Annotated in this window: 21 protein-coding genes; 13 read left to right on the forward strand and 8 right to left on the reverse strand. The window is 71.8% G+C overall.

The window, feature by feature from the left end:
- Positions 1-24 precede the first annotated feature (24 nt).
- Genes ACN28F_RS20695 through ACN28F_RS20710 form a run of 4 tightly spaced genes read right to left on the reverse strand, consistent with a single transcriptional unit; the run spans position 25 to position 3,933 of the window.
- On the reverse strand, positions 25-1,023 hold the full coding sequence (locus ACN28F_RS20695; RefSeq protein ID WP_289209537.1) for an AAA family ATPase: 999 nt from the start codon (positions 1,021-1,023) through the stop codon (positions 25-27).
- Entirely contained in the window at positions 1,020-2,387 is a 1,368-nt protein-coding gene (locus ACN28F_RS20700; RefSeq protein ID WP_289209538.1) for a DUF4350 domain-containing protein, read from the reverse strand. Before ACN28F_RS20700 ends, ACN28F_RS20695 begins: the two co-directional genes overlap by 4 nt.
- Entirely contained in the window at positions 2,384-3,103 is a 720-nt protein-coding gene (locus ACN28F_RS20705) for a DUF4129 domain-containing protein (protein ID WP_289209539.1), read from the reverse strand. The genes ACN28F_RS20700 and ACN28F_RS20705 overlap by 4 nt, the downstream gene beginning before the upstream one ends.
- Entirely contained in the window at positions 3,100-3,933 is an 834-nt protein-coding gene (locus ACN28F_RS20710) for a hypothetical protein (protein ID WP_421359283.1), read from the reverse strand. The genes ACN28F_RS20705 and ACN28F_RS20710 overlap by 4 nt, the downstream gene beginning before the upstream one ends.
- Positions 3,934-4,121: 188 nt before the next feature.
- Between ACN28F_RS20710 and mtrA the strand changes: the two genes are divergently transcribed.
- The 5 genes from mtrA (at position 4,122) to hpf (ending at position 10,246) form a co-directional block, all read left to right on the forward strand.
- Positions 4,122-4,811, forward strand: a complete 690-nt coding sequence (mtrA, locus tag ACN28F_RS20715; RefSeq protein ID WP_282223809.1) for an MtrAB system response regulator MtrA — start codon at positions 4,122-4,124, stop codon at positions 4,809-4,811.
- Positions 4,812-4,941: 130 nt separating this feature from the next.
- Complete coding sequence (gene mtrB, locus ACN28F_RS20720) at positions 4,942-6,615, forward strand: MtrAB system histidine kinase MtrB (protein WP_421361456.1); 1,674 nt, start codon at positions 4,942-4,944, stop codon at positions 6,613-6,615.
- The gene (locus tag ACN28F_RS20725; protein ID WP_421359285.1) at positions 6,612-8,474 is read left to right on the forward strand and encodes an LpqB family beta-propeller domain-containing protein; all 1,863 of its coding nucleotides are present in this window, start codon (positions 6,612-6,614) and stop codon (positions 8,472-8,474) included. Before mtrB ends, ACN28F_RS20725 begins: the two co-directional genes overlap by 4 nt.
- A gap of 50 nt (positions 8,475-8,524) precedes the next feature.
- The gene (locus ACN28F_RS20730; protein WP_289209542.1) at positions 8,525-9,289 is read left to right on the forward strand and encodes a ComF family protein; all 765 of its coding nucleotides are present in this window, start codon (positions 8,525-8,527) and stop codon (positions 9,287-9,289) included.
- 267 nt (positions 9,290-9,556) lie between these two features.
- On the forward strand, positions 9,557-10,246 hold the full coding sequence (gene hpf / locus ACN28F_RS20735) for a ribosome hibernation-promoting factor, HPF/YfiA family (RefSeq protein ID WP_289209543.1): 690 nt from the start codon (positions 9,557-9,559) through the stop codon (positions 10,244-10,246).
- 100 nt (positions 10,247-10,346) lie between these two features.
- On the opposite strand, the gene ACN28F_RS20740 is transcribed toward hpf, so the two are convergent.
- Positions 10,347-11,474 (reverse strand): GNAT family N-acetyltransferase, encoded by a 1,128-nt coding sequence (locus tag ACN28F_RS20740; protein ID WP_289209544.1) that lies wholly within the window; start codon positions 11,472-11,474, stop codon positions 10,347-10,349.
- A gap of 171 nt (positions 11,475-11,645) precedes the next feature.
- Here ACN28F_RS20740 and secA point away from each other — a divergent pair, with 171 nt between their 5' ends.
- The gene (gene secA / locus ACN28F_RS20745) at positions 11,646-14,567 is read left to right on the forward strand and encodes a preprotein translocase subunit SecA (RefSeq protein WP_289209545.1); all 2,922 of its coding nucleotides are present in this window, start codon (positions 11,646-11,648) and stop codon (positions 14,565-14,567) included.
- Positions 14,568-14,672: 105 nt separating this feature from the next.
- On the opposite strand, the gene ACN28F_RS20750 is transcribed toward secA, so the two are convergent.
- The gene (locus tag ACN28F_RS20750; RefSeq protein WP_421359289.1) at positions 14,673-15,320 is read right to left on the reverse strand and encodes an Rv3235 family protein; all 648 of its coding nucleotides are present in this window, start codon (positions 15,318-15,320) and stop codon (positions 14,673-14,675) included.
- Between the two features lie 166 nt (positions 15,321-15,486).
- On the reverse strand, positions 15,487-15,714 hold the full coding sequence (locus tag ACN28F_RS20755; protein WP_289209547.1) for a helix-turn-helix domain-containing protein: 228 nt from the start codon (positions 15,712-15,714) through the stop codon (positions 15,487-15,489).
- Between the two features lie 106 nt (positions 15,715-15,820).
- Here ACN28F_RS20755 and ACN28F_RS20760 point away from each other — a divergent pair, with 106 nt between their 5' ends.
- A complete protein-coding gene (locus tag ACN28F_RS20760; protein WP_289209548.1) occupies positions 15,821-16,321 on the forward strand; it encodes a DUF6912 family protein in 501 nt (166 codons plus the stop codon).
- A 90-nt stretch (positions 16,322-16,411) separates the two neighbouring features.
- Here the strand turns inward: ACN28F_RS20760 and pruA are convergent, their stop codons facing one another.
- Complete coding sequence (pruA, locus tag ACN28F_RS20765) at positions 16,412-18,040, reverse strand: L-glutamate gamma-semialdehyde dehydrogenase (RefSeq protein WP_289209549.1); 1,629 nt, start codon at positions 18,038-18,040, stop codon at positions 16,412-16,414.
- 184 nt (positions 18,041-18,224) lie between these two features.
- Here pruA and ACN28F_RS20770 point away from each other — a divergent pair, with 184 nt between their 5' ends.
- From ACN28F_RS20770 to ftsX, 6 genes are all read left to right on the forward strand, one after another.
- A complete protein-coding gene (locus ACN28F_RS20770) occupies positions 18,225-19,292 on the forward strand; it encodes a hypothetical protein (protein WP_421359292.1) in 1,068 nt (355 codons plus the stop codon).
- A 74-nt stretch (positions 19,293-19,366) separates the two neighbouring features.
- Entirely contained in the window at positions 19,367-20,764 is a 1,398-nt protein-coding gene (locus ACN28F_RS20775) for a serine/threonine-protein kinase (protein ID WP_289209551.1), read from the forward strand.
- A gap of 220 nt (positions 20,765-20,984) precedes the next feature.
- A complete protein-coding gene (locus tag ACN28F_RS20780; RefSeq protein WP_282223798.1) occupies positions 20,985-21,500 on the forward strand; it encodes a PadR family transcriptional regulator in 516 nt (171 codons plus the stop codon).
- Between the two features lie 45 nt (positions 21,501-21,545).
- On the forward strand, positions 21,546-22,667 hold the full coding sequence (gene prfB / locus ACN28F_RS20785; protein ID WP_289209552.1) for a peptide chain release factor 2: 1,122 nt from the start codon (positions 21,546-21,548) through the stop codon (positions 22,665-22,667).
- Positions 22,668-22,879: 212 nt separating this feature from the next.
- The gene (gene ftsE, locus ACN28F_RS20790) at positions 22,880-23,560 is read left to right on the forward strand and encodes a cell division ATP-binding protein FtsE (protein WP_289209553.1); all 681 of its coding nucleotides are present in this window, start codon (positions 22,880-22,882) and stop codon (positions 23,558-23,560) included.
- A 110-nt stretch (positions 23,561-23,670) separates the two neighbouring features.
- A complete protein-coding gene (gene ftsX, locus ACN28F_RS20795) occupies positions 23,671-24,546 on the forward strand; it encodes a permease-like cell division protein FtsX (protein ID WP_289209554.1) in 876 nt (291 codons plus the stop codon).
- Positions 24,547-24,713 lie beyond the last annotated feature (167 nt).

The raw sequence follows: 24,713 nt of genomic DNA on the forward strand, positions 1-24,713 counted from the left end.
ACGCCGGCGGCGGTGCCGACCCGCTCACCGGGGCGTCGCGACGGTGCCGAGCACCGAGTCGAGTACGCCGTCGGCGGTGACGCCTTCCAGTTCCGCTTCCGGCCGCAGCCGGATCCGGTGCCGCAGGGTGGCCCGGGTCACCGCCTTCACGTCGTCGGGTGTCACGTAGTCGCGCCCGGCCAGCCACCCCCACGCCTTGGCGGTGTTGAGCAACGCGGTCGAGCCACGCGGCGAGGCCCCGAGCTCCAGCGCCGGCGCCGTGCGGGTCGCCCGGCACAGGTCCACGATGTAGCCGAAGACCCCCTCGCTGACCTGCACCTGCCGGACGGCGTGCCGGGCCGCCGCCAGATCGGCGGCCCCGGCGACCGGGCGGATCCCGGCGGCGGCCAGGTCACCCGGGTCGAAGCCGGCGTGGTGCGCGCGCAGCACCCCCAGCTCGTCGTCCCGGTTCGGCAGCGGTACGGCCAGCTTCAGCAGGAACCGGTCGAGCTGGGCCTCCGGCAACGGGTAGGTGCCCTCGTACTCGACGGGATTCTGGGTGGCGGCCACGATGAACGGCGCCGGCAGCGGCCGACGGACCCCTTCCACCGACACCTGGTGTTCCTCCATCACCTCCAGCAGCGCCGACTGGGTCTTCGGCGGCGTGCGGTTGATCTCGTCGGCGAGCAGCAGATTCGTGAAGACCGGCCCCTCCCGGAAGGTGAAGGCCGCCGTACGCGGGTCGAAGATGAGTGATCCGGTGACGTCGCCGGGCATCAGGTCCGGGGTGAACTGCAGCCGCTTGGCGTCCAGGTCCAGGGCGGCGGCGACGGCCCGTACCAGCAGCGTCTTGGCGACCCCGGGCACCCCCTCGAGCAGGACGTGCCCCCGGCAGAGCAGCGCGATGACCAGGCCGGTGACCACCGCGTCCTGCCCGACGACGGCCTTGGCCACCTCGGCGCACAGCCGGCGCAGCGCGGCCCGCGCGGCGTCACTGTCGGTGGTCAGAACGTCGACCGGACCGACCGCACTGGGTTGGCTCACCGGGGCTCTCCTTCGATCGCGGATGGGGACCGGGGTGCCGGGGCAGTCGGCCCGGCTGTCGGGTGGACCGGCCCGGCGAGGTCGTCCGGTAGGGCCGCCAGCCGCCGGGTCAGCTCCAGCAGCTCGCCGTCGGTCGTCGGCGCCGGGCCGTACAGCAGGGCGTCGACCTGCGCGGCCGACGCCGGGGTCCGGGCAGCGACCGCCGCCACGATCTCCGCCGGCCGGGGTCGGTCCGGCAGGTCCAGCAACGCGACGACGCGGTCCAACGCGGCGGTACGCAGGATACCGGCCGTGGCGGCGCGGTCCCGGGACCGCCGGTAGAGCTGCCCCCGCCCCAGCAGGGTCTCCGCTGCCGGCACCGTCACCGGCAACGGCTCGGCCACCACCGGGCCGAACCGGCGGGCCCGCCACAGCACCAGTACCAGCGCGGCAAGGACGAGCTGGGCGAGCAACGCCCAGAACCACGGCGGGAAGGCACCCCACAGGGGATTGTCCGACGGCGCGGTGGCGTCGGGGGCCGGAAACTGTCGCCCGGCTGCCGGCGTGGCGCTCGCGCTGGGGCTGGAACCCGGATCCTCCGGCGGCAGGTAGACCGGCGGCTGCGGCGCCGCGTCGCGGGTCGGCGGCGGCGCGTCCGGCCGGGCCAGATCCAGCCAGACCACCTGCGGCCTGGTGCCCAGCAGCCCGGCGGCGAACGTCGCGTTGCGGTGCTCGCCGAACCGGTCGTTGCGGAACGGGTCGTTCGCGCCGGCCACCACCAGCTCCACCTGACCCCAGGCCAGCCGGGCCACGGCGGCGTCGAAGCACAGGTCGAACCGGGTCGGGTCGACCCCGGACGGGGCGGTGTAACGCTGCCGTACCGTCGCCGCCGGTCCCGCGTCGGCCACCTCGGGCACCACGCAGCGTCGCCCGTCGACGCCCGGTCCCGCCGCCCGCGCGGCCCACCGCCGGCCGGCGGTGTCGACCGGCAACGGGCTGCCGCGCAGCAGCCGGGCCGGCGGGTCGACCAGCAGCACCCGGGTGCCGGCCGGCAGCCGGGTCAGGACCTGCAGATAGTCGGGGTGCACCAGGGTCGGCGCGGGGACGAACAGGGTGCTCGGGTTGGCCTGGGCGGCCCGCAGCGCGTCGACGGTCCCGCTGGCCGGGAGCACGGTGACACCGTCGTCGCGCAGTGCGGCGGCCAGCTCGCTGCCGCCGTGCGGGCCGACGTTGGTCGGGGACAGGAAACCTGGCCGGGTCGGGTCCGGGTGCGTCCGGTGGTACGCCACCGCCGTACCGGCGAACAGGCCGCCGACCAGCACGAACGGGACGACGAGCCGCAGCCAGCGCCACCGGGCGGCGGTGCCGCTGCCGGTACGGGTCATCGGTGCGCCCCCGGCGTGGTCGGGCCGAGGGCGGCACGCAGCTGGTCGGCGAGTTCCCGCATCCGTTGGTCGTGCCCGGCCCGCGCCGGGCGCCTGCCGTACCAGACCTCGCTGAAGATTCCGCTGGCCTCGGCCAACGCCGGGTGGGCCGCCGGTGCCGCCTGCCCGGCCGCGTCGGCGAGTTCGGTGACCGTCCAGCCGGGTCGGTCGGCGACCACGCCGTGCTGGGCGACGTCGCGGATCATCGTCCGCAGCCGTTCCCGGACCGCCTCGGCGTACCGACCCTGGGCGGCGAACCGGTCGGCGAGCCCGTCCGGCGGGCCGTCCGGCGGGTGCGGCCGCGCCGGTGCGACCGGGCCGGCGGACACGGTCGCCGACCGGCGGCGCCGACGCGGGTCGAGCCTGGCCAGCCAGCGGCGGACGGCCCGGACGGTCAGCCGCCGGTACGCGGCGGCGACGGCACGGCCGGCGCGGACCCCGAACGCCGCCAACCGGCGTACCGGGGCCGACGCCGCCGACCAGCTGAACCGGCGCAGCCAGGCCCACGGATGCAGCCGGCCGGGCCGCCGCCGGGGCCGCCAGGCCGGCCAGCTGAACCAGCCGGCACCGAGGATGGCGGCACCGGCCACCAGCAGCAGCGCGGCCAGCGGCAGTGGCAGTACGTCGCCGACGGCGGCCACCCGTTCGGTCCACCAGCGGCTCAGCGACGCGCTCACGTACCGACCGCCAACGGTGGTGCGGGCCGGTCACGGACGGCGGCGGTGCGGCGCAGGGCGATGTCGAGCCCTTCGGTGCGCATCCTGGTCTCCACGTGCAGTACGGCGTCGAGGCAGGCCAGGGTCGGGTAGACCAGCGCGTTGATCATGGTCCAGCCGGCCACCGTCGCCGCCAGCAACCACGGCGATCCGGGGTCGACCAGGTTCAGCGCGGCCAGTCCGAGTCCGGCGCGGATCGCGAACCAGATCAGGTAGCCGAGGATCCGGATCAGTCCGGCGCGCAGCCCGGCCCGGCAGGCCAGTACCGACGAGCGGGCCAGCGTCTGCCACACCGGGAGCCGGTCCAGGACGAGCGCGGGTACGGCGAGACCGAGGATCGCGTACGCCACGAACCAGACCGGCCCGGCCAGCGCGGCGGTGAACATGACCGTACCGGCGGCCCCGGCGACCAGGACGACCCCGGCGAACCGGCCGCCACGTGGATCGAGCAACCGACGTACGGGTAGCCGCCGGCCGAGCAGTGCCGCCCCGGCGGCGCGGGAGGTGAGCCCACCGAGCAGCGCGATGATCGTCACCTCGACGGCGGCCCCGGCGGCCAGCAACAGCCAGTAGTGCCCGAACCGGTGCCACGTCGGCAGGTACGTCGGCGGCGTCGCGCCGGCGGCCTCGCGCAGCGGCAGCAGCAGTAGCTGCTCGGCCAGGGCCAGCAGCGCGCCGGCGGCCAGCAGCACCGGTGCGTGACCGCGCAGCAGACCGACCGCGGCGTCGAGCACCTCGCCCGTGGTGAGCGGGCGCAGCGGCAGCACGTCGGACGGGCCGGCCTGATTCACCCGGGACTCCTGGTGACGAGGTGGTTGACCGTGATGCACGGGGCGTCAGCGTCCCATCGTGGCACGTTGGCCGCTACCCGCCACGGCAGGGCGGGCGACCGCCGTAAATGTCGGGAGCGCGGCCGCCTGGGCGGTTCGTCGGCGGTGGCGGTCCCCCGCCGGTGGAGGCGGGATGGAATATTGGTCACATGAGAGCCCGCGTGCTGGTTGTCGACGACGATCCCGCCCTGGCGGAGATGATGGGTATCGTGCTGCGCAGCGAGGGTTTCCTGCCGTCGTTCGTTGCCGACGGGGAGCGGGCGCTCGCCGCGTTCCGGGAGAACCGGCCGGACATCGTGCTGCTCGACCTGATGCTGCCCGGGATGAGCGGGATCGACGTGTGCCGGGCGATCCGCTCCGAGTCCGGCATCCCGATCGTGATGCTGACCGCCAAGAGCGACACCGTGGACGTCGTACTCGGCCTGGAGTCCGGTGCCGACGACTACGTGGTGAAGCCGTTCAAGCCCAAGGAGCTGGTGGCCCGGATGCGGGCCCGGTTGCGGCGCGGCGAGGACGTCGCCCCTGAGCTGCTGACCATCGGACCACCGGGCAACCAGATCACCATCGACGTGCCGGCGCACACGGTCAGCCGCGACGGTGAGGAGGTCAAGCTGACCCCGCTGGAGTTCGACCTGCTGGTCGCGCTGGCCCGCAAGCCGCGCCAGGTCTTCACCCGGGAGGTGCTGCTGGAGCAGGTCTGGGGCTACCGGCACGCGGCGGACACCCGGCTGGTGAACGTGCACGTGCAGCGCCTGCGGGCCAAGATCGAGCCGGATCCGGAACGACCCGAAATCATCCTCACCGTTCGGGGCGTGGGCTACAAGGCGGGCACCGGCTAGCCTGGGTCGCACTGTGGCTGGCCGACTCCGTACCGCATCCGTCCTGCTCTCCCGCGTCACCGGTGCCCTGCGCCCGGCGCGGGAGCTGGCGGCCGCCCGGATCCGGCTGGTCGTGGTGGCGGCCAACCGGATGTGGCGTCGGTCACTGCAGCTGCGGGTGGTCACCATCACCCTGGTCGCCTCCGGGCTGCTGGTCGGCGGCTTCGCCTACATGGTCGCCTCGCAGAGCACCAACATCCTGCTCGACCGGGCCCGCGAGGACGTCCAGCGCCGGCTGGAACACGGCCGGGACTACGCCGCCGAGCAGATGAGCGTGCATCCGCAGTATTTCGATCCGCAGCTGCGGGTCACCTTCGAACAGATCGTCGGCACCCTCGCCGGCGGCGACCCCGACCAGCGGGGCGGGGTGGTGGTCGTGATGACCGCGAGCAGCTACCCGCTGATCTCCTCGGCGATCTCTCCGGCGGTGGACGCCAGCGGCATGATCACCCCGGAGCTGGCCGAGCAGGTCGGCTCCGGTGCCCAGGCGCAGCAGATCCGCACGGGTGACCTGGGCGAAGGGCGGGCGAAGTACCTCGTCTACGGGTCACCGGTGCCGACCAAGTTCGGCCAGGTGGAGCTCTACTATCTCGCGCCGTTGACCACCCAGGACCAGGCCGCCAACCAGATCCGGACCACCGTGCTGATCACCGGGCTCGCGCTGGTCATGCTCCTCGGGCTGCTCGCGGCCCTGGTCACCCGGCTGGTGGTGACCCCGGTACGGGTGGCCGCCCGCACCGCGCAGCGGCTCTCCGCCGGCCTGCTGGACCAGCGGATGGTGGTCGACGGCGAGGACGACCTCGCCCTGCTGGCGGCGTCGTTCAACCAGATGGCGACGAACCTGCAACGGCAGATCACCCGCCTGGAGGAGATGTCGCGGCTGCAACGTCGGTTCACCTCCGACGTGTCGCACGAGCTGCGGACCCCGCTGACCACCGTACGGATGGCAGCCGACCTGATGTTCGCCGAGCGGGACGGGTTCGACCCGGCGGTGGCCCGCAGCGCCGAACTGCTGCAGACCGAGCTGGACCGGTTCGAGAACCTGCTCACCGACCTGCTGGAGATCAGCCGGTTCGACGCCGGATTCGCGGTGCTCGACGTCGAGCCGACCGATCTGGTCCCGGTGGTACGCCGGGTGGTCGACCGCCTCGACGGGTTGGCCGAGCGGTTGGGGGTCCGCGTCGAGCTGCGACTGCCGGACACCCCGGTGATCGCCGAGGTCGATCCGCGGCGGGTGGAACGGGTGCTGCGCAACCTGCTCGGCAACGCGGTCGAGCACGGTGAGGGCCGCCCGGTGGTGGTGACGCTGGGCATGGACGACGCCGCCGTCGCGGTGACCGTCCGCGACCACGGAGTGGGGCTGCGCCCAGGGGAGGAGAAGTTGGTGTTCAACCGCTTCTGGCGGGCCGACCCGTCGCGTGCCCGGCAGACCGGTGGGACGGGTCTCGGTCTGTCGATCAGCGTGGAGGACGCCCGGTTGCACGGTGGTTGGCTGGAGGCCTGGGGCGCGCCGGGCCAGGGGGCGCAGTTCCGGCTCACCCTGCCGGCGCGGGCCGGGGACCGGCTCCGGTCCGCCCCGTTGCGGCTGGTGCCGACCGACCGGGGCGCGGTGCCGGAACAGGCCACGACGCCGGCCGACGACACATCAGACGCGGCCGACGGCGGGCGCGTCGCCGGCGACGGTTCAGGGGCGGTCGACGACGAGCCGGGCCGGGTCGTGGTGACGCCCGCCGGCGGGGTGACCGGGGCGGGGGCACCGTCATGAGACATCGCTGGCGCAGCCGCCTGCTGGCGACCCCGCTACTGGCCGTCCCGGTGGTGGCGGCGGTGCTGCTCGCCGGGTGCGGCATCCCCGAGTACACCGAGGTCCGCGTCGACGGGCAGGGCCCGGCACCCGGGCTGCCGACCGGCAGCGGCGGGACCCAGACACCGGCCTCGCGGCTCGACGAACGCAACAACACCGAGTCGTTCGTGGAGAACTTCCTGCAGGCACCCGCCGTCGAGGCGGAACGGGCGGTCGAGCAGGTCCGGGAGTTCGTCGCTCCGGTGCACCGCGACGACGTCCGTGTCCCGAACCCGGAGGTCGTGCTGACCGTGGTGCGGCTGCGGGAACGCCCGCAGATCACCCGGGCGGAGGCCGGTGTCGAGGAGGTGGCGCTCACCGTCCAGCAGGTGGGGCTGCTGCGTCCCAACGGTGCCCTGGAACCGCTGCCGGCCCAGGAGCCCGAGTTCACCGAGTACACCTTCCGGGTCGGCTCGGTCGTCGGGGAGCAGGGCAAGTTCATCTTCGACCCACCGTCGGTGCTGCTGCTCAGCGAGGACGCGCTGAAGTCCTTCTACCTGCAGCGCACCATCTACTTCTGGGACACCAGCCAACGGGCCCTGGTGCCGGACCTGCGGTACCTGCCGGCGGCGGTGCCGGCGGAGCGACGTCGCACCGTCCTGTTGGAGGCGCTGATCAGCGGCCCGTCGAACTGGCTCGCCTCGGCGGTGCAGGCGCTACCGAGCGGGCTGCGCGCCGGCGGCAACGTCCCGGACACCGGCGACCAGCTCAAGGTGACCCTGGTCGCCGACGCCGCCGCGTCGACCGACGAACGCCAGCTCGACCGGCTCGCCGCCCAGCTGATGTGGTCGCTGGGGCAGGGGAACTTCAGCAACGACCTGGAGCTGACGATCCAGGGTCAGAACCCGAAGGTCTTCCGGGGTGCGGATCTGCGCGCGATGAACGCCAGTGAGGCGTTGGCGGAGACGCCCGAACGGTTCGCCGTCTACCAGGGCGAGGTGCACCGGCTGAGCAGCTCGGCGCGCAGCGGCGAGCCGGTCCCGGTGCTCACCGAGGAGGTCAACCGTGACGTCGTCGCCGCTGGTTTCACCCGGGCCGGCGGCGGCACCTACGCGGCGCTGGTGGTCCGCAGCGGCGACGGGCAGCGTCTGGTGACCGGCGCGGCGACCGGCGCCGGCACCAGCTTCGACACCAGCACCCGGGCGTTCGGCGCCATCGGCCGGCCGGTGTGGCTGAAGACACCTGGCGACGTCGGGCTGATCGTCGCCGACGGCGGCCTGTACTCGTTCCGGGTGGGCACCGGTGCGGTCGAACCGGTCACGATCCCCGGCGTCGACGGTGCGGTGCAGTCGGTGGGTGTGGCGCCGGACGGGCATCGGATCGCCCTGGTCGTCGGCGGGCAGCTCTACGTGGCCGCGCTCGGCCGCGACGACAAGGTCGAGGTGCTGCCACCGCGTGCGGTGCCCACCTCGTTGTCCGAGATCACCCAGGTCGACTGGGTGGCGGAGACGCTGGTGGTGGTGGCCGGCACCAACCCGGACGGTCGGGTGACCCTCTACGACGTGACGGTCGACGGGGCGATCGAGACGCGGTCCCTGCGGGACCTCGGTGGGGCGAGCGTGACGCACCTGGCCGGCTATCCGGCCAACCCGGCCAATCAGGTCCCCGGTGCGCCGGCCAGTGTCGGTGCCCGGATGTACGTGGCCAACGGCATCCCGTACGACATTTTCGAACCGAGCGAACAGATCCGGCTGGAGGAGGTGGAGGGGGTGGATCTGGCGGCCGCCGCCGAATCCGGGACCGACGACGTGGCCCCCAGCGCACCGTTCTTCCTGTACTGATGCACCTCTTCCTGTACTGATGCACACTGCCAACCGATGGGACCGTGCGCGTGCCGGGCGATGTCTGGGCCTACCTGGTGGGCGACGTCTGGGCCTCTCTGGTGGATCTGGTGCTGCCGACCCGGTGCGCCGGCTGCGGGTCGACAGCGGCGGCCCGGGCCGCCGCCGAGGTCCGGGTGCGGCTGCGGTACGGGGTGTGCGACGACTGCGTCGCCCAGGTCCTGCGGCTGCGCCCCCGGTCGGTGCGGCCGACCCCGGCCCCGCCCGGGCTGCCTGACTGCGTGGCCCTCGGCGAGTACGCCGGGGTGCTGCGGGAACTGCTGTTGGCGTACAAGGAACGGGGCCGGCACCGGCTCGCCCGGCCGTTGGGTCGGCTGCTGGCTGCGGCGGTGGCCGCCACCGCCGCCGACCGGACCCGCCCGGTGCTGCTCGTCGCGGTGCCGTCGACCGCTGCGGCCGTGCGGGCCCGGCACGGCGACCACCTGCGGCGGATCACCCGGTACGCGGTCGCCGCGCTGCGCGCCGACGGGTGGCGGGTGTCGGTGGCCCGGCCGTTGCGGGCGTTGCCCCGACCGGACTCGGCGGGGTTGGACAGCGCCGGCCGGCTGGCGTCGGCCCGCGCCGGTTTCCGGCACCGGCGGGTCGGACTTGACACGCGTCGACCGCCGGACCCGCGACGCTGTGTGATCGTGGTGGACGACATCGTCACGACGGGTTCGACATTGGCCGCTGTCGACCGGCTGCTCACCGCGCAAGGGCTGGCTCCGTACGCCGCCGTGGTGCTCGCCGCGACACGGCGCCGTTACTCGCAGTAATCGCTTGTGGTCACGGGTCTTGGGCACTGTTCGCGATGTGGAAAACTTCGCGCTCCGGTCTTCCCGGAACTGATGACGTTGCGCCGTCGGCGCGTTAGCGTGTGCCTATCAGGGGTATGACAGGTGGTTGAACAGCCACCGCTGGTGTCCCGGAGGGAGGTGCGAAACCTGACCCGACCGGTTGATGCCCGGCCCGCTGTGGCACCTGGACCGGTCGGCGATTCCCCACCAGTTACCGGTCGTCTGATCGTATTCAGGAGGTCACGCGTGGACATCGTGGTGAAAGGCCGAAACGTCGAGGTTCCCGAGCACTACCGGGTGCATGTCGCCGAGAAGTTGGCCAAGGTCGAACGGTACGACCACAAGTTGATGCGCGTCGACGTCGAGTTGTTCCACGAGCGCAACCCCCGGCAGTCCGGCAACTGCCAACGGGTCGAGCTCACCTGCGTTTCGCGCGGCCCGGTCATTCGTGCCGAGGCCTGCGCCAAGGATTTCTACAGCGCGCTCGACGCCGCCATCAGCAAGTTGGACACCCGGCTGCGCCGGGCCGCCGACCGCCGCCGGGTGCACCGGGGTCGACACGCCCCGGTGTCGGTCGCCGAGGCGACCGCCGGGCTGCCCACCGCCGGGCTGAACGGCTTCGCCCCGCTGCCGCCGGCTCAGCCGACCGAGGAACCCGCCGCTTCGGTGGCCGTGCTAGACCGCCCCGGCCCCGACACCACCCACGATGAGCACGACGCCTACGACGCCTACGACGACCAGCCGTGGCACATCGTCCGGGAAAAGGAACACCCGGGCGACCCGATGACGGTCGACGACGCGCTTTTCCAGATGGAACTGGTCGGTCACGACTTCTACCTGTTCCTGGACAAGGAATCGGGCCGGCCGAGCGTGGTCTACCGCCGTAAGGGCTACGACTACGGCGTCATGGCGTTGGCCGAGCCGACCACGACCTGACGCGCCCAGCCAACTGACCTGACGCAACTGACCTGACACACCCGACCAACTGATCCGTGTCCCGCCCGGTGCCGGGGTACCGGCACCGGGCGGACCGTGCTCACGGCTGGCTCTCGGCCAGCCACTGCGGCAGCAGGGCGTACTGGACGTCGTCGACCCGGGTGCCGTCCGGACCGGGAAGCCGGCCGCGCAGCACCGCCTCCCGGCGGAACCCGGCCCGTTCCAGGACCCGCTGCGAGGCGACGTTGCCCGGTGCCGCGCCGGCGATCAGCCGGGCGATCGTGGTGTGGTCGAACGCCCACCGGGCGACCAGCCGGACCGCCCGCGTGGTGTAGCCGCGACCGCGCCACCGGGGCAGCAGCGAGTAGCCGATCATCGCCTGCCCGGTCTGCGGCTCCTGGTGGTAGAGGCCGAGCCGGCCGGCCGGCTCACCGGTCGCCGCGTCGCTGATCACCAGGTCGGCCCGGTGTCCGGCGAGCCATCTGCTGCCGGCCAGGGCGCACTGCGTCGCCACGTCGGCCCGGGTCGGCACCACCGACGGGACGCTGGTGGCGACCACGTCCGGCAAGGTCTGCAGGGCGTAGGTGAACTCGGTGTCGGCGGCCACCAGCGGCTGCAGCCGCACCACCTCGTCGGTCAGCGCGCCACCGGGCAGGTCGGGCAGCAGGCGTGGGGTCGGGCCGGGCGGGTCGTCGGCCAGCCGGGCCCAGACCACGAGATCGTCCCGAGGTGCACCGCCGGTGGGCCCGAGCGCCGCGCCCCGGCGTATCCCCTCGCGGGTGAAGCCGGCGGCCAGCGCGATCCGCTGACTCGCGACGTTCTCGCCGTCGGTGAGCAGCTCCACCCGGTCGAATCCGTTGGTGAGAGCGTGTCGGGTGGCGGCGACGGTGGCGGCGGTGGCGAGCCCGCGTCCGCGCCAGCGGGGCACCATCCAGTAGCCGACCTCGATCTGGCGGCGCTCCGGCACGGCCCGGCTCAGCCCGACGCAGCCGTACAGCTGATCTGTGGCCGGGTCGGCGATCGCCCAGGCGGCGCCGCCGGCGGCCCACGCCCCGGTCGAGCCTTCGGTGATCCAGTGCATCGCCTCGGCGACGGTGTACGGCTGCGGCATGCCGGGGACGAACCGCTGGGTGAGCGGGTCGTCGCAGGCCTGTGCGACGGCGGGGGCGTCGTCGGGCAGGAACATCCGCAGCCGGACGCCGCCTTCGGTGATCTCGACGGGTTCCACCGGCCCATCCTGGCCCAGCTTTCGCGCAGGGCGAAACGGTTATGCCGGCCGGCCTGGCCGGCATGGTCCGGTTTGTCGCTCTTTCCGTGCAGAGAAGCCGGCTGCGACTGCCGTCAGCCCGACTGGTGCGCCTACGATAGTGACGCACACCGTCTAGGGGAGCGTTGATCCGTGTCGATTCTTGAGAAGGTCCTCCGCGCCGGCGAGGGCCGCATGGTCCGCCGGCTCAAGGCGGTCGCCGCGGCCGTCAACTCGATCGAGGACGACTACGTCGACCTCACCGACGCGGAGCTGCGCGAGCTGACCGACCAGTACCGGCAGCGGTACGCCGACGGCGAATCGCTCGACGACCTGCTACCGGAGGCGTTCGCCACCGCCCGCGAGGCGGCGTCGCGGGTGCTCGGCCAGCGCCACTACGACGTGCAGATCATGGGCGGCGCGGCGCTGCACTTCGGCAACATCGCCGAGATGAAGACCGGTGAGGGCAAGACGCTGACCTCGGTGCTGCCGGCGTACCTCAACGCGCTGTCCGGCAAGGGAGTGCACGTCGTCACCGTCAACGACTACCTGGCCGAGCGGGACGCCGCCTGGATGGGCCGGGTGCACGAGTTCCTCGGCCTCACCGTCGGCGTGATCCTGCCGAACCGGCCGTCGGCCGAGCATCGGGCCGCGTACCACGCGGACATCACCTACGGCACCAACAACGAGTTCGGCTTCGACTACCTGCGCGACAACATGGCCTGGTCAAAGGACGACCTGGTGCAGCGCGGGCACAACTTCGCCATCGTCGACGAGGTCGACTCGATCCTCATCGACGAGGCCCGGACCCCGCTGATCATCTCCGGCCCGGCCGAGCACTCCGCCCGCTGGTACGGCGAGTTCGCCGCCGTGGTGGGCCGGATGCAGGTCGGCAAGGACGGCGAGGGCGACTACGAGATCGACTACGCCAAGCGGACCGTCGCGGTCACCGAGCGCGGCGTCGCCAAGGTCGAGGACCGGCTGGGCATCGACAACCTGTACGAGTCGGTCAACACGCCGCTGGTCGGCTACCTGAACAACGCGATCAAGGCCAAGGAGCTCTACAAGCGGGACAAGGACTACATCGTCAACGACGGTGAGGTCCTGATCGTCGACGAGTTCACCGGCCGGATCCTGCACGGGCGCCGCTACAACGAGGGCATGCACCAGGCGATCGAGGCCAAGGAAGGCGTCGAGATCAAGCAGGAGAACCAGACGCTCGCCACGATCACCCTGCAGAACTACTTCCGGCTCTACAGCAAGCTGTCCGGCATGACCGGTACCGCCCAGACCGAGGCGGGCGAGTTCAACAAGGTCTACAACGTCGGTGTCGTCACCATCCCGACCCACCGCGACATGGTCCGCATCGACCGGGCCGACGTCATCTACAAGACCGAGAAGGCCAAGTTCAACGCCGTCGTCGAGGACATCGCCGAGCGGCACGCCGTCGGTCAGCCGGTGCTGGTCGGCACCGTCTCGGTGGAGAACTCGGAGATCCTGTCCCAGCTGCTGCGCCGCCGGGGCATCGCGCACGCGGTGCTCAACGCGAAGTTCCACGCCAAGGAAGCCGAGATCATCGCGCAGGCCGGGCGCAAGGGCGCGGTCACCGTGGCGACCAACATGGCCGGCCGGGGCACCGACATCCTGCTCGGCGGAAACCCCGAGTACCAGGCGGCCGCGCAGCTGCGCCAGCGCGGACTCGACCCGGTCGAGCACGCCGAGGAGTACGCCAAGGCGTTCGAGGAGATCATGCCGCAGGTCAAGCAGGCCTGCGCCGCCGAGGCCGACGAGGTCGCCGCCGTCGGCGGTCTCTACGTGCTGGGCACCGAGCGGCACGAGTCCCGCCGGATCGACAACCAGCTGCGCGGTCGGTCCGGCCGGCAGGGTGACCCGGGCGAGTCCCGGTTCTACCTGTCCCTGCAGGACGAGCTGATGCGGCGGTTCCGCGCGGGCGCGGTCGAAGCGGTCATGGAGCGCTTCAACATCCCCGAGGACGTGCCGATCGAGTCCAAGATGGTGACCCGGCAGATCAAGAACGCCCAGGCGCAGATCGAGGGTCAGAACGCCGAGACCCGTAAGAACGTCCTCAAGTACGACGAGGTGCTCAACAAGCAGCGTCAGGTGGTCTACGCCGAGCGGCTGCGGGTGCTCAACGGCGAGGACCTGCACGGCCAGGTCACCAAGATGATCGACGACGTGGTCGGTGCGTACGTCGACGGCGCCACCGCCGACGGGTACGCCGAGGACTGGGACTTCGACCAGCTCTGGTCCAGCCTCAAGCAGCTGTACCCGGTCGGGATGACCGTCGACGAGCTGGTCGAGGAGGCCGGCGGCGAGCGCAGTGCCGTCGACGCCGACTTCCTGCGGGTCCAGGTGCTGCAGGACGCGCACGCCGCGTACCAGCGCCGGGAGGAGGAGCTGGGCGCCGACGCGCTGCGGCAGCTGGAGCGGATGGTCCTGCTGCAGGTGATCGACCGCAAATGGCGGGAACACCTGTACGAGATGGACTACCTGAAGGAAGGCATCAGCCTGCGGGCGTACGCCCAGCGGGACCCGCTGGTCGAGTACCAGCGGGAAGGCTACGCGATGTTCGCCACCATGATGGACGGCATCAAGGAGGAGACGGTCGGGTTCCTGTTCAACGTCGAGGTGCAGGTGCAGCAGCAGTCCGCACCGGCGGCGGCGGGCGGCGACCGGCCCGGCACCCAGGTGCCGGTGCCCGACGGCGGCGACGTCCAGGTCCGGGCCAAGGGCATCGAGGCGGCTCCCCGACCGCAGCGACTGCAGTACGTGTCGCCGACCATCGACGGCGCTGCCGGCTCCGACGGCGGCGTGCAGGTGCAGCAGGCTCCGGCGTTGGGTCTCGGCGGCACCCCGTCGTCGGCCCGGCCGACCTCCGGCGCTCGACCGACGCCGGCCGGCCGGCCCGCCGCCGGCCCCCCGGTGCCGGTGAGCAACGCCCGCCGGGCCGCGCCCGGCCAGGCGGTCGCCAGCAACGGGCCGTCGCGCAACGCCCCCTGCCCGTGCGGCTCGGGCAAGAAGTACAAGCGCTGCCACGGCTCGCCCGGCGCCTGACCGCTCCCGGCGTCGCAGGTGCGTCGCCTGACCGATCCCGGCACCACAGCTGTGGCACCTGACGACCCCGGCGGCGCGGCTGCGTCGCCCGACGGACGCCCTGGCTCAGACGAGATACACGGCCGTGCTGAGCCAGGCGTCCGCCTGCCGTTCGAGCCGGAACGCCAGTGCCCAGCTGCGGCTGGTGGTGCCGAGCACGGCGGCGGTCTCCACCACGCCCGCCGTCGGTTCACAGATCCGTAGCTGGCGGACCCGGAGCAGTTCGCCGCGCTGGTCGCCCCGACCGGTCGATGGGGCCGTCGGCCGAGGGCCCCGGTTGCGGACGGCACCCGGTGGCCGGTCCGGGGTGCGGGCCCGCTGGGCCGCGACGGTCAGCTGGGCGCAGATCACCGACGCCTGAGCAGGAGCGGCCAGCCGGCGGGCGTGGGGCACCGGTCGGAAACCGTTGATGATCTCGACGGCCGCCGACAGGAACCGCTGCGCCGCCCGCCGGGCTTCCGGCGACGCCCCGGCCAGGCCGGGAGCCGGAAGCCCGACCGGCGGCGTGCCCGGTGGTTGCGGCGTGCCCGGTGGTTGCGGCGCCTCGGCCGGCCGGCGGGGCGCCGGCGCGGTGCTCGGTCCGGTCAGGTCCAGAGCCAGCTGTACGCCCGGGTGGACGACGAAGTCCGCAGACTCGTCGATGAAGGGTGGATCCAGCGGCGGCGCGGGCCGCAGCCGGATCGGTGGACGCCGGATCCGAGTCGGGACAGCCATCCGTCCTCCAGTTGATCTTGCGTTTGCCTTCGTTTGCTTTCGGCAGATCAATTTGAAGTCAGCATGACACCCTCCGTCAACGCCTCGCATTGACGGTGATCAGACAACTCGTGAAGCGGCACGGCGCGCTCGTGCCCGGTGGTGCCGGTGACCCGGGTCGCGCCGACTACTCGGGATCGCGCTCGATCAACGGGTTGCCCTGCACCCACTCGGCGGTTTCCGCGTACTTGCGCTGGATGTACTCCTCCAGCCGGGCACGCTCCACCCGCCACTGTCCGCGTCCACCGATCTTGATCGCGGGCAACTCGCCACTGCGGACCATGTGGTAGACCTGCGAGTCGGATACGTTGAGTTCGGCGGCGACGTCGGACAACTGCAGGAACCTCGGCTCCACGGTGACTCCCGGCTCGTCTACGTCGGTCGGTTCAGTGTGCCATCGCCGCCCGACGGAGCCGACGGGCGGCGTACATTGCTCAGCGACGACTTCAGTGGGGGAGACCGTGCCCGACAACCAGCTCCGGGTCTACGTACCGGCCACCCTGCCGGCGCTCGGCGCGCTGCGCCGCGACGGCCAGCTCGCCGTCGACGCCGCGCACACCGTCACTCCGGCCCTGCGCGAGTGGTACGTCGAGGGCGACGAGGAGGAACTGGAGTACGTCGCCTTCACCCGGGCCGCCCAGGAGTCGCTGCGGTTGCTGCACGACGACCCGACCGCGCCCCGCCGACGGGTCGTCGTCTCCGTCGACCTGCCGGCGGACGCGGTCAAGCGCGCCGTGGCGGAACTCGGGTCGAGCAGCGTCGCGCTGGTCGGTCCGATCGCACTGGCCTCGGTCGCCGCGGTGCACGTCGACGGCGACGAGGCGACCGACGACGTGGCCGCGGCAGCCGACGCGGTGTCCCAGGCGGCGGCCGGGGACCCGGACGCCCAGTTCGTCGTGGACGGCGCCGAGGACCACGAGCTGGAGTGGTACGACGTCTCCGAGCTGGACCTGCTCTCCTGACCCGCACGGGCCGGCCAGCCGGCCAGCCCGCGAGCCAGCCAGCCGACCGGGCCGTCCGGCTCAGCGCCGTCCGGCTCAGCGCCGTCCGGCTCAGCCCATGTGCGGGTAGCGGTGCTCGACCGGCGGCACGAACGTCTCCTTGATGGTGCGCGGTGAGGTCCACCGCAGCAGGTTGTGCCAGGAACCGGCCTTGTCGTTGGTGCCACTGGCCCGGCCACCGCCGAACGGCTGCTGCCCGACCACCGCACCGGTCGGCTTGTCGTTGACGTAGAAGTTGCCGGCCGCGTACCGCAGCGTCTCGCTGGCCCGGGCGATGACCCGGCGGTCGGTCGCGAACACCGACCCGGTCAGCGCGTACGCCGCGACCGACTCCGCCTGGGCCACCACGTCCCAGAACTGGTCGTCGTCGAAGACCGACACCGCCAGGATCGGGCCGAAGAACTCGGTGGTGAAGACCTCATGCCCGGGGTCGGTGCAGGTCAGCAGGGTGGGCCGGACGAACCAGCCCTCGCCGTCGTCGGCCGTACCGCCGGCCAGCACCTGACAGGACGGATCGTCGCGGACCTTGTCCAGCACGGCGGCGTGCCGGGCGAAGGCCCGCGCGTCGATCACCGCCCCGCCGAAGTTGCCGAAGTCGGCCACGTCGCCGTAGGTCAGCGACTCGACGGTGGCAGCGAGCCGGTCGCGCAGGCCGGCCGTCCAGAGCGACTTCGGCAGGTACGCGCGGGACGCCGCCGAGCACTTCTGCCCCTGGTACTCGTAGGCACCCCGGACCAGGGCGGTGTGCAGCGCGTCCGGGTCGGCGCTCGGGTGCGCCACGACGAAGTCCTTGCCGCCGGTCTCGCCGACCAGCCTCGGGTACGACCGGTACCGGCCGATGTTCTCCCCGACGGTGCGCCACAGCTGCTGGAAGACCCGGGTCGAGCCGGTGAAGTGGATGCCGGCGAGGTCCCGGTCGGCCAGCACCACGTCGGAGACGGCCAGCCCGTCCCCGGTGACCATGTTGATCACTCCCGGCGGCAGCCCGGCCGCCTCGAACAGCCGCATCGTGAAGTGCGCCGCGAGCTGCTGGGTCGGCGCCGGCTTCCAGACCACCGTGTTGCCCATCAGCGCCGGTGCCGACGGCAGGTTGCCGGCGATCGCGGTGAAGTTGAACGGGGTGACCGCGTACACGAAGCCTTCCAGCGGCCGGTGGTCGAACCGGTTCCAGACCCCGGGCGCCGACTGCGGCTGCTCGGCCAGCACCTGGTGGCCGAAGTGCACGTTGAACCGGAGGAAGTCGATCAGTTCGCAGGCCGAGTCGATCTCCGCCTGGTAGGCGGTCTTGGACTGGCCGAGCATCGTGGCCGCGTTCAGGGTGTCCCGCCAGGGGCCGGCGAGCAGGTCGGCGGCGCGGAGAAAGACCGCGGCCCGTTCGGCGTACGGCAGGGCCCGCCAGCCCGGGGCGGCCTGTCCGGCCGCTGCCACCGCCGCCTCGGCGTCGGCCGGCTCGGCGTTGCCGGTGACCCCGAGTATGTGCCGGTGCCGGTGCGGCATCACCACGTCGATCGGTGCTCCGGCCGCCATCCGTTGTCGGCCGCCGATGGTCATCGGCAGGTCGATGCGGGCGTCGGACAGTTCGGCCAGCCGGCGGCTGAGGCCGACCTGGTCGGGGCTGCCCGGCGCGTAGTCGCGGATCGGCTCGTTACGGGGGGCGGGGGTGGTGGGTACGGCGTCCATCACAGCTCCTGGCGTGATCTCGACAACGTCGGCGGAACCGGATCCGTCGGGGTACCCGGTGGGGCGGCCACGGCGGCGGATCCGTCGTCTCATCGTCGCACGGGGCGTCGGGGCGGGGCGCTGGTCCGCGTACCCTGGTCGCAACCGGCGCTAGCGCCATGACCACCAGCAGGGGGTGACCGCGTTGACCAGCCAGTCCGTGCCGGCTGTCGCCGCCGATCCGGTTCCGGCCGACGCCGCCGCGGGTCTGGTTCCGGCCGATGTCGCGCCCGTGCCCCGGCCGGCGAACTCGGTGGTGACGGCGGTCACCCTTGCCGGGCTGACCCTGGCCTGGCTGGCGCTGCTGATCTGGTCCGTGCTCGCCACCCTGGCGGCCTCCACGGACGGTGTGCTGGCGGTCACCGAGACCGCGTACGGGCTGCCGGCGGTGATCTTCGCGGCGCTGCTCGCGGGGGCCGGCGTGGCCCAGGCGGTACGCCGTGCCACGGCGCGCCGGCTCGACGCGACCGTGCTGCCCCGGTTGCTGGTGGCGGTCGCCGCCGGTGCGCTCACCGGTGCCGTCGCCGCGGCCGCGCTGGTGTTCGGCGACGGGCGCGGCGGCTCCGCCGTCACCATCCTCGGCTGGGCGTTGTTCGCCGGCGCCACCGTCGGCGGTACGTTGGCCGGCCTGCACCGGTGGGCGGGGCTGCTGACCGCGGCCGGTGCCGCCGCCGGGTTGGCCGTCGCGGTCGCGATCACCGCGCGTGAGCTGTTCAAGGGCCCGCTGCTGGAGCTGTTCGGCGCCGGGCAGACAGCGGCGTCGGTGCTGGCGGCGCAGTCGCGGATCGTGTGGGTGAGTGCGCTGCTGGCCGGTGCGATCGCCGGGGCGGTGGCCTTCGGCTGGTTGGCGGGGGCGTCGCGGCGGTCGACGACGAGGCTGCCGTGGCCGACGTACCTGGTCGCCGGGGCCGCGCCGGGCGTGCTGCTGCTGGTGGCCGAGCTGATCACCCGGGTCGGTGGTGCCGAGTTGCTCGGCCTGGCCCGGTCGTTCAGCGAGACCGACGAGGCGTTCCAGGCCATGGCCGACGCCGGCCGGATCAACTCCGCGTTGGTGGTGCTCTTCGCCGGGTCGTTCACCGCGTTGATCTGCCTGGGGCGGACCCTGCCGAGCCGTCCGGACCAGGCCGACGATCCGGCCGATCCGGCCGTTCCCGCCGATCCGGCCGTTCCCGCCGATCCGGCCGTTCCCGCCGGTCCGGTCCGGGCTGGCTGATCCCGATCCCCGGTTCGTGCCAAGCGTCGGTTCGGTGACGGCGCGGCGGCGTCCGCCGCCCTACCGTCAGCGACGTGGATGGTGAGCAGACGGGTGGGCAGCCGCCGGCACAGCGGTACCGGCTCGGCGCCCAGATTGCCAGGGGTGCGATCGGTGCGGTCCACCGCGCGCACGACCTGCGCGAGGACGTACCGGTAGCGGTGAAGCTGTTGCGGCCGGAGTCGGCCGGGCAGGCCGATCTGGTCGAGGGCTTCCGTACCGAGGCGACGCTGCTGTCGCGGCTGGACCATCCGAACGTCATCCGGCTGCGTGCCCGTACGACGGTCGCGGACCAGCCGGCGTTGGTGCTCGACCTGATCGACGGCGACGACCTGCGGACCCGGCTGCGTCGGGGCGGACCGCTGCCGCCGGCGGCAGCGGTCGACGTCGCCGCGCAGGTCGCCACCGCGCTGGCCTATCTGCACCAGCAGGGCATCGTGCACGGTGACGTCAAACCGGCGAACCTGCTGGTGCCGGCCGACGGCGGCCGGGTCCGGCTGATCGACTTCGGCGCGGCGCGGGCGACGTCGGTCCCGGTGGTCGGACGGTCGACCTTGGCGACCCCGGAGTACGCGGCACCGGAGATCGCCGCCGGCGGGGCCTCGGGTCCGGCGTCGGACGTGTACGCCCTCGGGATCGTCCTGTTCGAGCTGCTGTGTGGACGTACCCCGTACCGTGGCGGGTCGGCCGACGAGGTGTTGGCGCGGCACGGCCGCTGTGTGCCGGTGCCGCCGCCGGGGTGGCCGTCGGCGGCGTGGCCGCTGCTGGAGCAGTGCCTGGATCCGCAGCCGGACCGCCGGCCCGACGCCGCGTCGCTGGCCGCCCGGTTGCGCGGGTTGGAGCCGGCTCTCGACGGTCGTCCGGCGCTGCCGGTGCTGCCGGTGGACGCGGTGACCTGGTGGCCGCGGACAGCGTCGGCGTCCGGTTCGGCCGGTAGCCACGGTCCGTCCGGTGTGACCGCCGCCTCGGTGGGCGGTACCGGGTCGGCGGAGGTGACCGGGTCGGCGGCTGTGTCGCGGCCGGTGGCGCGGCCGGTTCGGCAGCGAGGACTGCTGCGGCTCGGCGCGGCGGCCGGCAGCGGGGCGCTGCTGCTGTCCACGGTGATCGGGCTCACGGTGGTGGCTGGACAGGACGCCAGGCCGACGGGCCGGACGAGTGGCACCGGGGTGCCGGCTGCCACCGCACCGGCGGGGTCGGCGTCGGGCCAGCCGGGCAGGTCGACCGGACCGGACCGCCAGGACGGTGCGAGTGGCCAGGTAGGTTCAGCCGGGTCGGGCGGGTCAGGTGTGCCGGTCGGGCCGACGCCACCGGCCGAACCGGGGGGCTGGCCGACCTTTCCGGGTGGAAGACCTGGTCAGCCGGGTGTCGGGATCGGAGATCCGGTCCCACAGTGGCCGTTGGTCGGAACGGTCGGATCGGACACTCCGAACTAGTCAGAAGAACTGGACTTCATGTATCAAAAATCAATAATACGCTCTAGTTGACCGGATTCTGCGGCAGGTATGCTCCTTTTTGTCGGCTTTAGCGCCAGATGGTAAATATTGATCTTCCTTACCGGACCGTCGTCCACAGACAGTGCACAATAGAACACGATTGGTCGCGGATCGCGGCAAATCCTGGACGTAGAGGCGACAAAGTGGCAGCGTAGAGGGCATGGCGGAAGTTCGTATCAATCCAACGGCAGCGGCCCTTCTCGGCCTGCTCCATGAAGGACCCATGACAGGTGGGCAACTGATGGCCACCGCCGAGCGTCAGCTCGGCGCGTACTGGTCCATGACTCGCAGCCAGGTCTACCGGGAGTTGCCGGTGCTGGCCGAGCAGGGTCTGGTCCGGCTCGGTAAGCCGGGGCCACGGTCCAGCCAGCCGTACGCGATCACCGCGGCCGGCAAACGGGCGTTCCTCAAGTGGCTGGCCGACGCGCCCGGCCGTGACTCGGTGCGTAACCCGATCGCCCTGCGGGTGGCGTTCGGCAACCACCACACGGCCGAGCAGCTGAAGACGGTCTACGCGGACGCGAGCGAGCATCACACCGAGGCGCTGGCGGCAGCCCGCGAGCAGGCGCGTGAGGCGAAGAAGAACGGGGACACCTTCGGTGCCGCCGCCCTCGAGTTCGCGGTCGCGTACCACAAGGCGGTGCTCTCCTGGCTCAAGTCCGCGCCGGTGAGCTGACCGCCGGCGCCGGTCGGCGGCGGTCACGACGTATTCTTGTCGGTCGTGACCAGTGCCGACTATTCCGACCAGCTAAAAGATCTTGACGCCACGCTTCGCCGGATCGAGGCGGTCATCGACATCGATCGACTGCGCCGCGACCAGGCGGAGCTGGAGGAGGCCGCCTCCGCCCCCGACCTCTGGAACGACCAGGCGCGGGCACAGGAGGTCACCTCCCGGCTGTCGTACGCCAACGCGGAGATCGCCAAGCTGGAGTCGTTGCGTGCCCGGCTGGACGACGCGGCCTTGCTGCTGGAGATGGCACAGGCGGAGGAGGACGCCGGCACGGTCGCCGAAGTCGGCACCGAGCTGGCCGGGCTGCACAAGTCGATCGAGGAGCTGGAGGTCCGTACGCTGCTCTCCGGGGAGTACGACTCCCGGGAGGCATTGGTGGCGATCCGGGCGGGGGCCGGCGGCGTGGACGCCGCCGACTTCGCCGAGATGCTGCTGCGGATGTACCTGCGGTGGGCGGAGCGGCACGGTTACCCCACCGAGGTCTACGAGACGTCGTACGCGGAGGAGGCCGGTCTCAAGTCGGCCACCTTCACCGTGAAGACCCCGTACGCGTTCGGCACTCTCAGCGTCGAGTCCGGTACGCACCGCCTGGTGCGGATCAGTCCCTTCGACAACCAGGGCCGGCGGCAGACCAGCTTCGCCGGCGTCGAGGTGCTGCCGGTGGTGGAGCAGACCGACCACATCGACATCCCGGAGAACGAGATCCGGACCGACGTCTACCGGTCGTCAGGGCCGGGTGGGCAGAGCGTCAACACGACCGACTCGGCGGTGCGGCTCACCCACATCCCCACCGGGATCGTGGTCACCTGCCAGAACGAGAAGTCGCAGCTGCAGAACAAGGCGGCCGCGCTGCGGGTGCTGCAGGCCCGGTTGCTGGAACGCAAGCGGCAGGAGGAGCAGGCCAAGATGGCCGGGCTCAAGACGGACGCGGCCGGTTCCTGGGGCGACCAGATGCGCTCCTACGTGCTGCACCCGTACCAGATGGTCAAGGACCTGCGGACCGAGCAGGAGACCGGCAACCCGACGGCGGTCTTCGACGGTGACCTGGATGCCTTCATCGAGGCGGGTATCCGATGGCGCAAGCAGCAGGAGATGGCCCAGGACCAGCACTGATCGCTGCAGGTCAACTACTCTTCGTGTTTTCTGGTCGACACTCGCTGTGACTGAGGCCATCATTTCGGGTGGTGTCGGTTCGGTCCGGACGGTTGATTTCTCGGCATTCGTGGGGAACGCCTGACACGAAACCTTGCACATAGCCGACATACAAGACACCAGCCTTCAGGCTGGACTTGGCGTAGCGGTTACACCGCGTAGACTCACCACCCGTGATTGCGCTCGAGCAAGTGACGAAGACGTACCCGAAGGCGTCCCGGCCCTCGCTGGACAACGTGTCGGTGTCGATCGAGAAGGGCGAGTTCGTCTTCTTCATCGGTCCCTCCGGCTCCGGCAAGTCCACGATCATCAAGCTGCTGCTGCACGAGGTGACCCCCAACACGGGCAAGGTCGTCGTGAACAGCAAGGACGTCACGACCATGCGCTCCTGGAAGATCCCGCACTTCCGGCGCTCCATCGGCTGTGTCTTCCAGGACTTCCGGCTGTTGCCCAACCGCACCGCGTACGAGAACGTCGCCTTCGCCCTCGAGGTGATCGGCAAGACCAAGGCGGTGGCCCGCCGGGTCGTTCCCGAGGTGCTGGAGCTGGTCGGCCTCGGCGGCAAGGAGCACCGCTACCCGCACGAGCTCTCCGGCGGCGAGCAGCAGCGGGTCGCAGTCGCGCGGGCGTTCGTGAACCGCCCGCTGATCCTGCTCGCCGACGAGCCGACGGGAAACCTGGACCCGGACACGTCGATCGAGATCATGCGTCTGCTGGACCGGATCAACCGGACCGGCACGACGGTCGTGATGGTGACCCACGACTCCAACATCGTGAACCAGATGCGCCGCCGCGTCATCGAGATCGAGGCCGGCCGGATCGTCCGCGACCAGGCACGCGGCGTCTACGGGTGACAGCACCACGCCGTCGGTAGTCACCGGCGGCCGGCACGTGGTGACCCGAGCAGACCAGCATGTGGTGACCAAGAACGACCATTCTGCGTCAGATCCGGAAGAGGAACCCGATGCGCGCGAAATACGTCCTGTCCGAGGTGATGGTCGGGCTGTGGCGCAACGTGACCATGACCGTCGCCATGATCATCACCATGGCGGTGTCGCTCACCATGCTGGGCGCGAGTGGCCTGATGTACCTGCAGGTCAACTCGATGAAGGACTTCTACTACGACCAGATCGAGGTCTCGATCTTCCTGGTCTCCGACGTCTCCGAGGAGCAGCGCACCAGCCTGCAGAGCTCGCTGGACGCCGACCCGCTGATCTCCACGGTGACCTACGAGTCGCGGGAGGAGGCGTACGAGCGCTTCCGCACCCTCTACGCGGACGCCCAGGACCTGGTGAACGCGGTCAAACCGGAACAGCTGCCGGAGTCCTTCCGGATCAAGCTGGTCGACCCGGAGGAGTACCAGGCGATCTTCGACAAGTACAACGGCACCGAGGGCATCGACGAGATCGTCGACCAGCGAAGACTGCTCGACAAGATCTTCAACATCCTCAGCTCGGTGCAGAGCATGGCGCTGATCGCCGCCTCGATCATGGCGGTCGCGGCGTTGATGCTGGTCGGTAACACCATCCAGGTCGCCGCGTACAGCAAACGGCGTGAGGTCGCCGTCATGAAGCTGGTCGGCGCCTCCAACTGGTTCATCCAGGCACCGTTCGTCCTGGAAGCGGTCGTCGCCGGCCTGTTCGGCGCGATCCTCGGCTTCGGTGCCCTGGTGCTCGGCAAGATGTTCCTGCTCGACGGCTCGCTACGGGACCTCACCGAGCTGCTGACCCCGATCGAGTGGAGCAGCGTCCTGCTGATGTTCCCGCTGATGGCCGGTGTCGGCAGCCTGGTCAGCGCGGTGACCGCCTGGGTGACGCTGCGGTTCTACCTGCGGGTCTGAGTCGACCGCCAACCGGCGACCCGCATCCGCCGGACACCACCGTGGCACCTGCCTACGACGCCACTGTCGACGCGGCCGGTGCCGGCACGGGTTTTCCGTGCCGGCACCGGCCGCGTCGCGCGGTACCATTGCGCGGTCGCCGGGCGGACCGGCGACACCGACCGACC

It is taken from the genome of Solwaraspora sp. WMMA2101 (assembly GCF_049179175.1).
Classification (GTDB): domain Bacteria; phylum Actinomycetota; class Actinomycetes; order Mycobacteriales; family Micromonosporaceae; genus Micromonospora_E.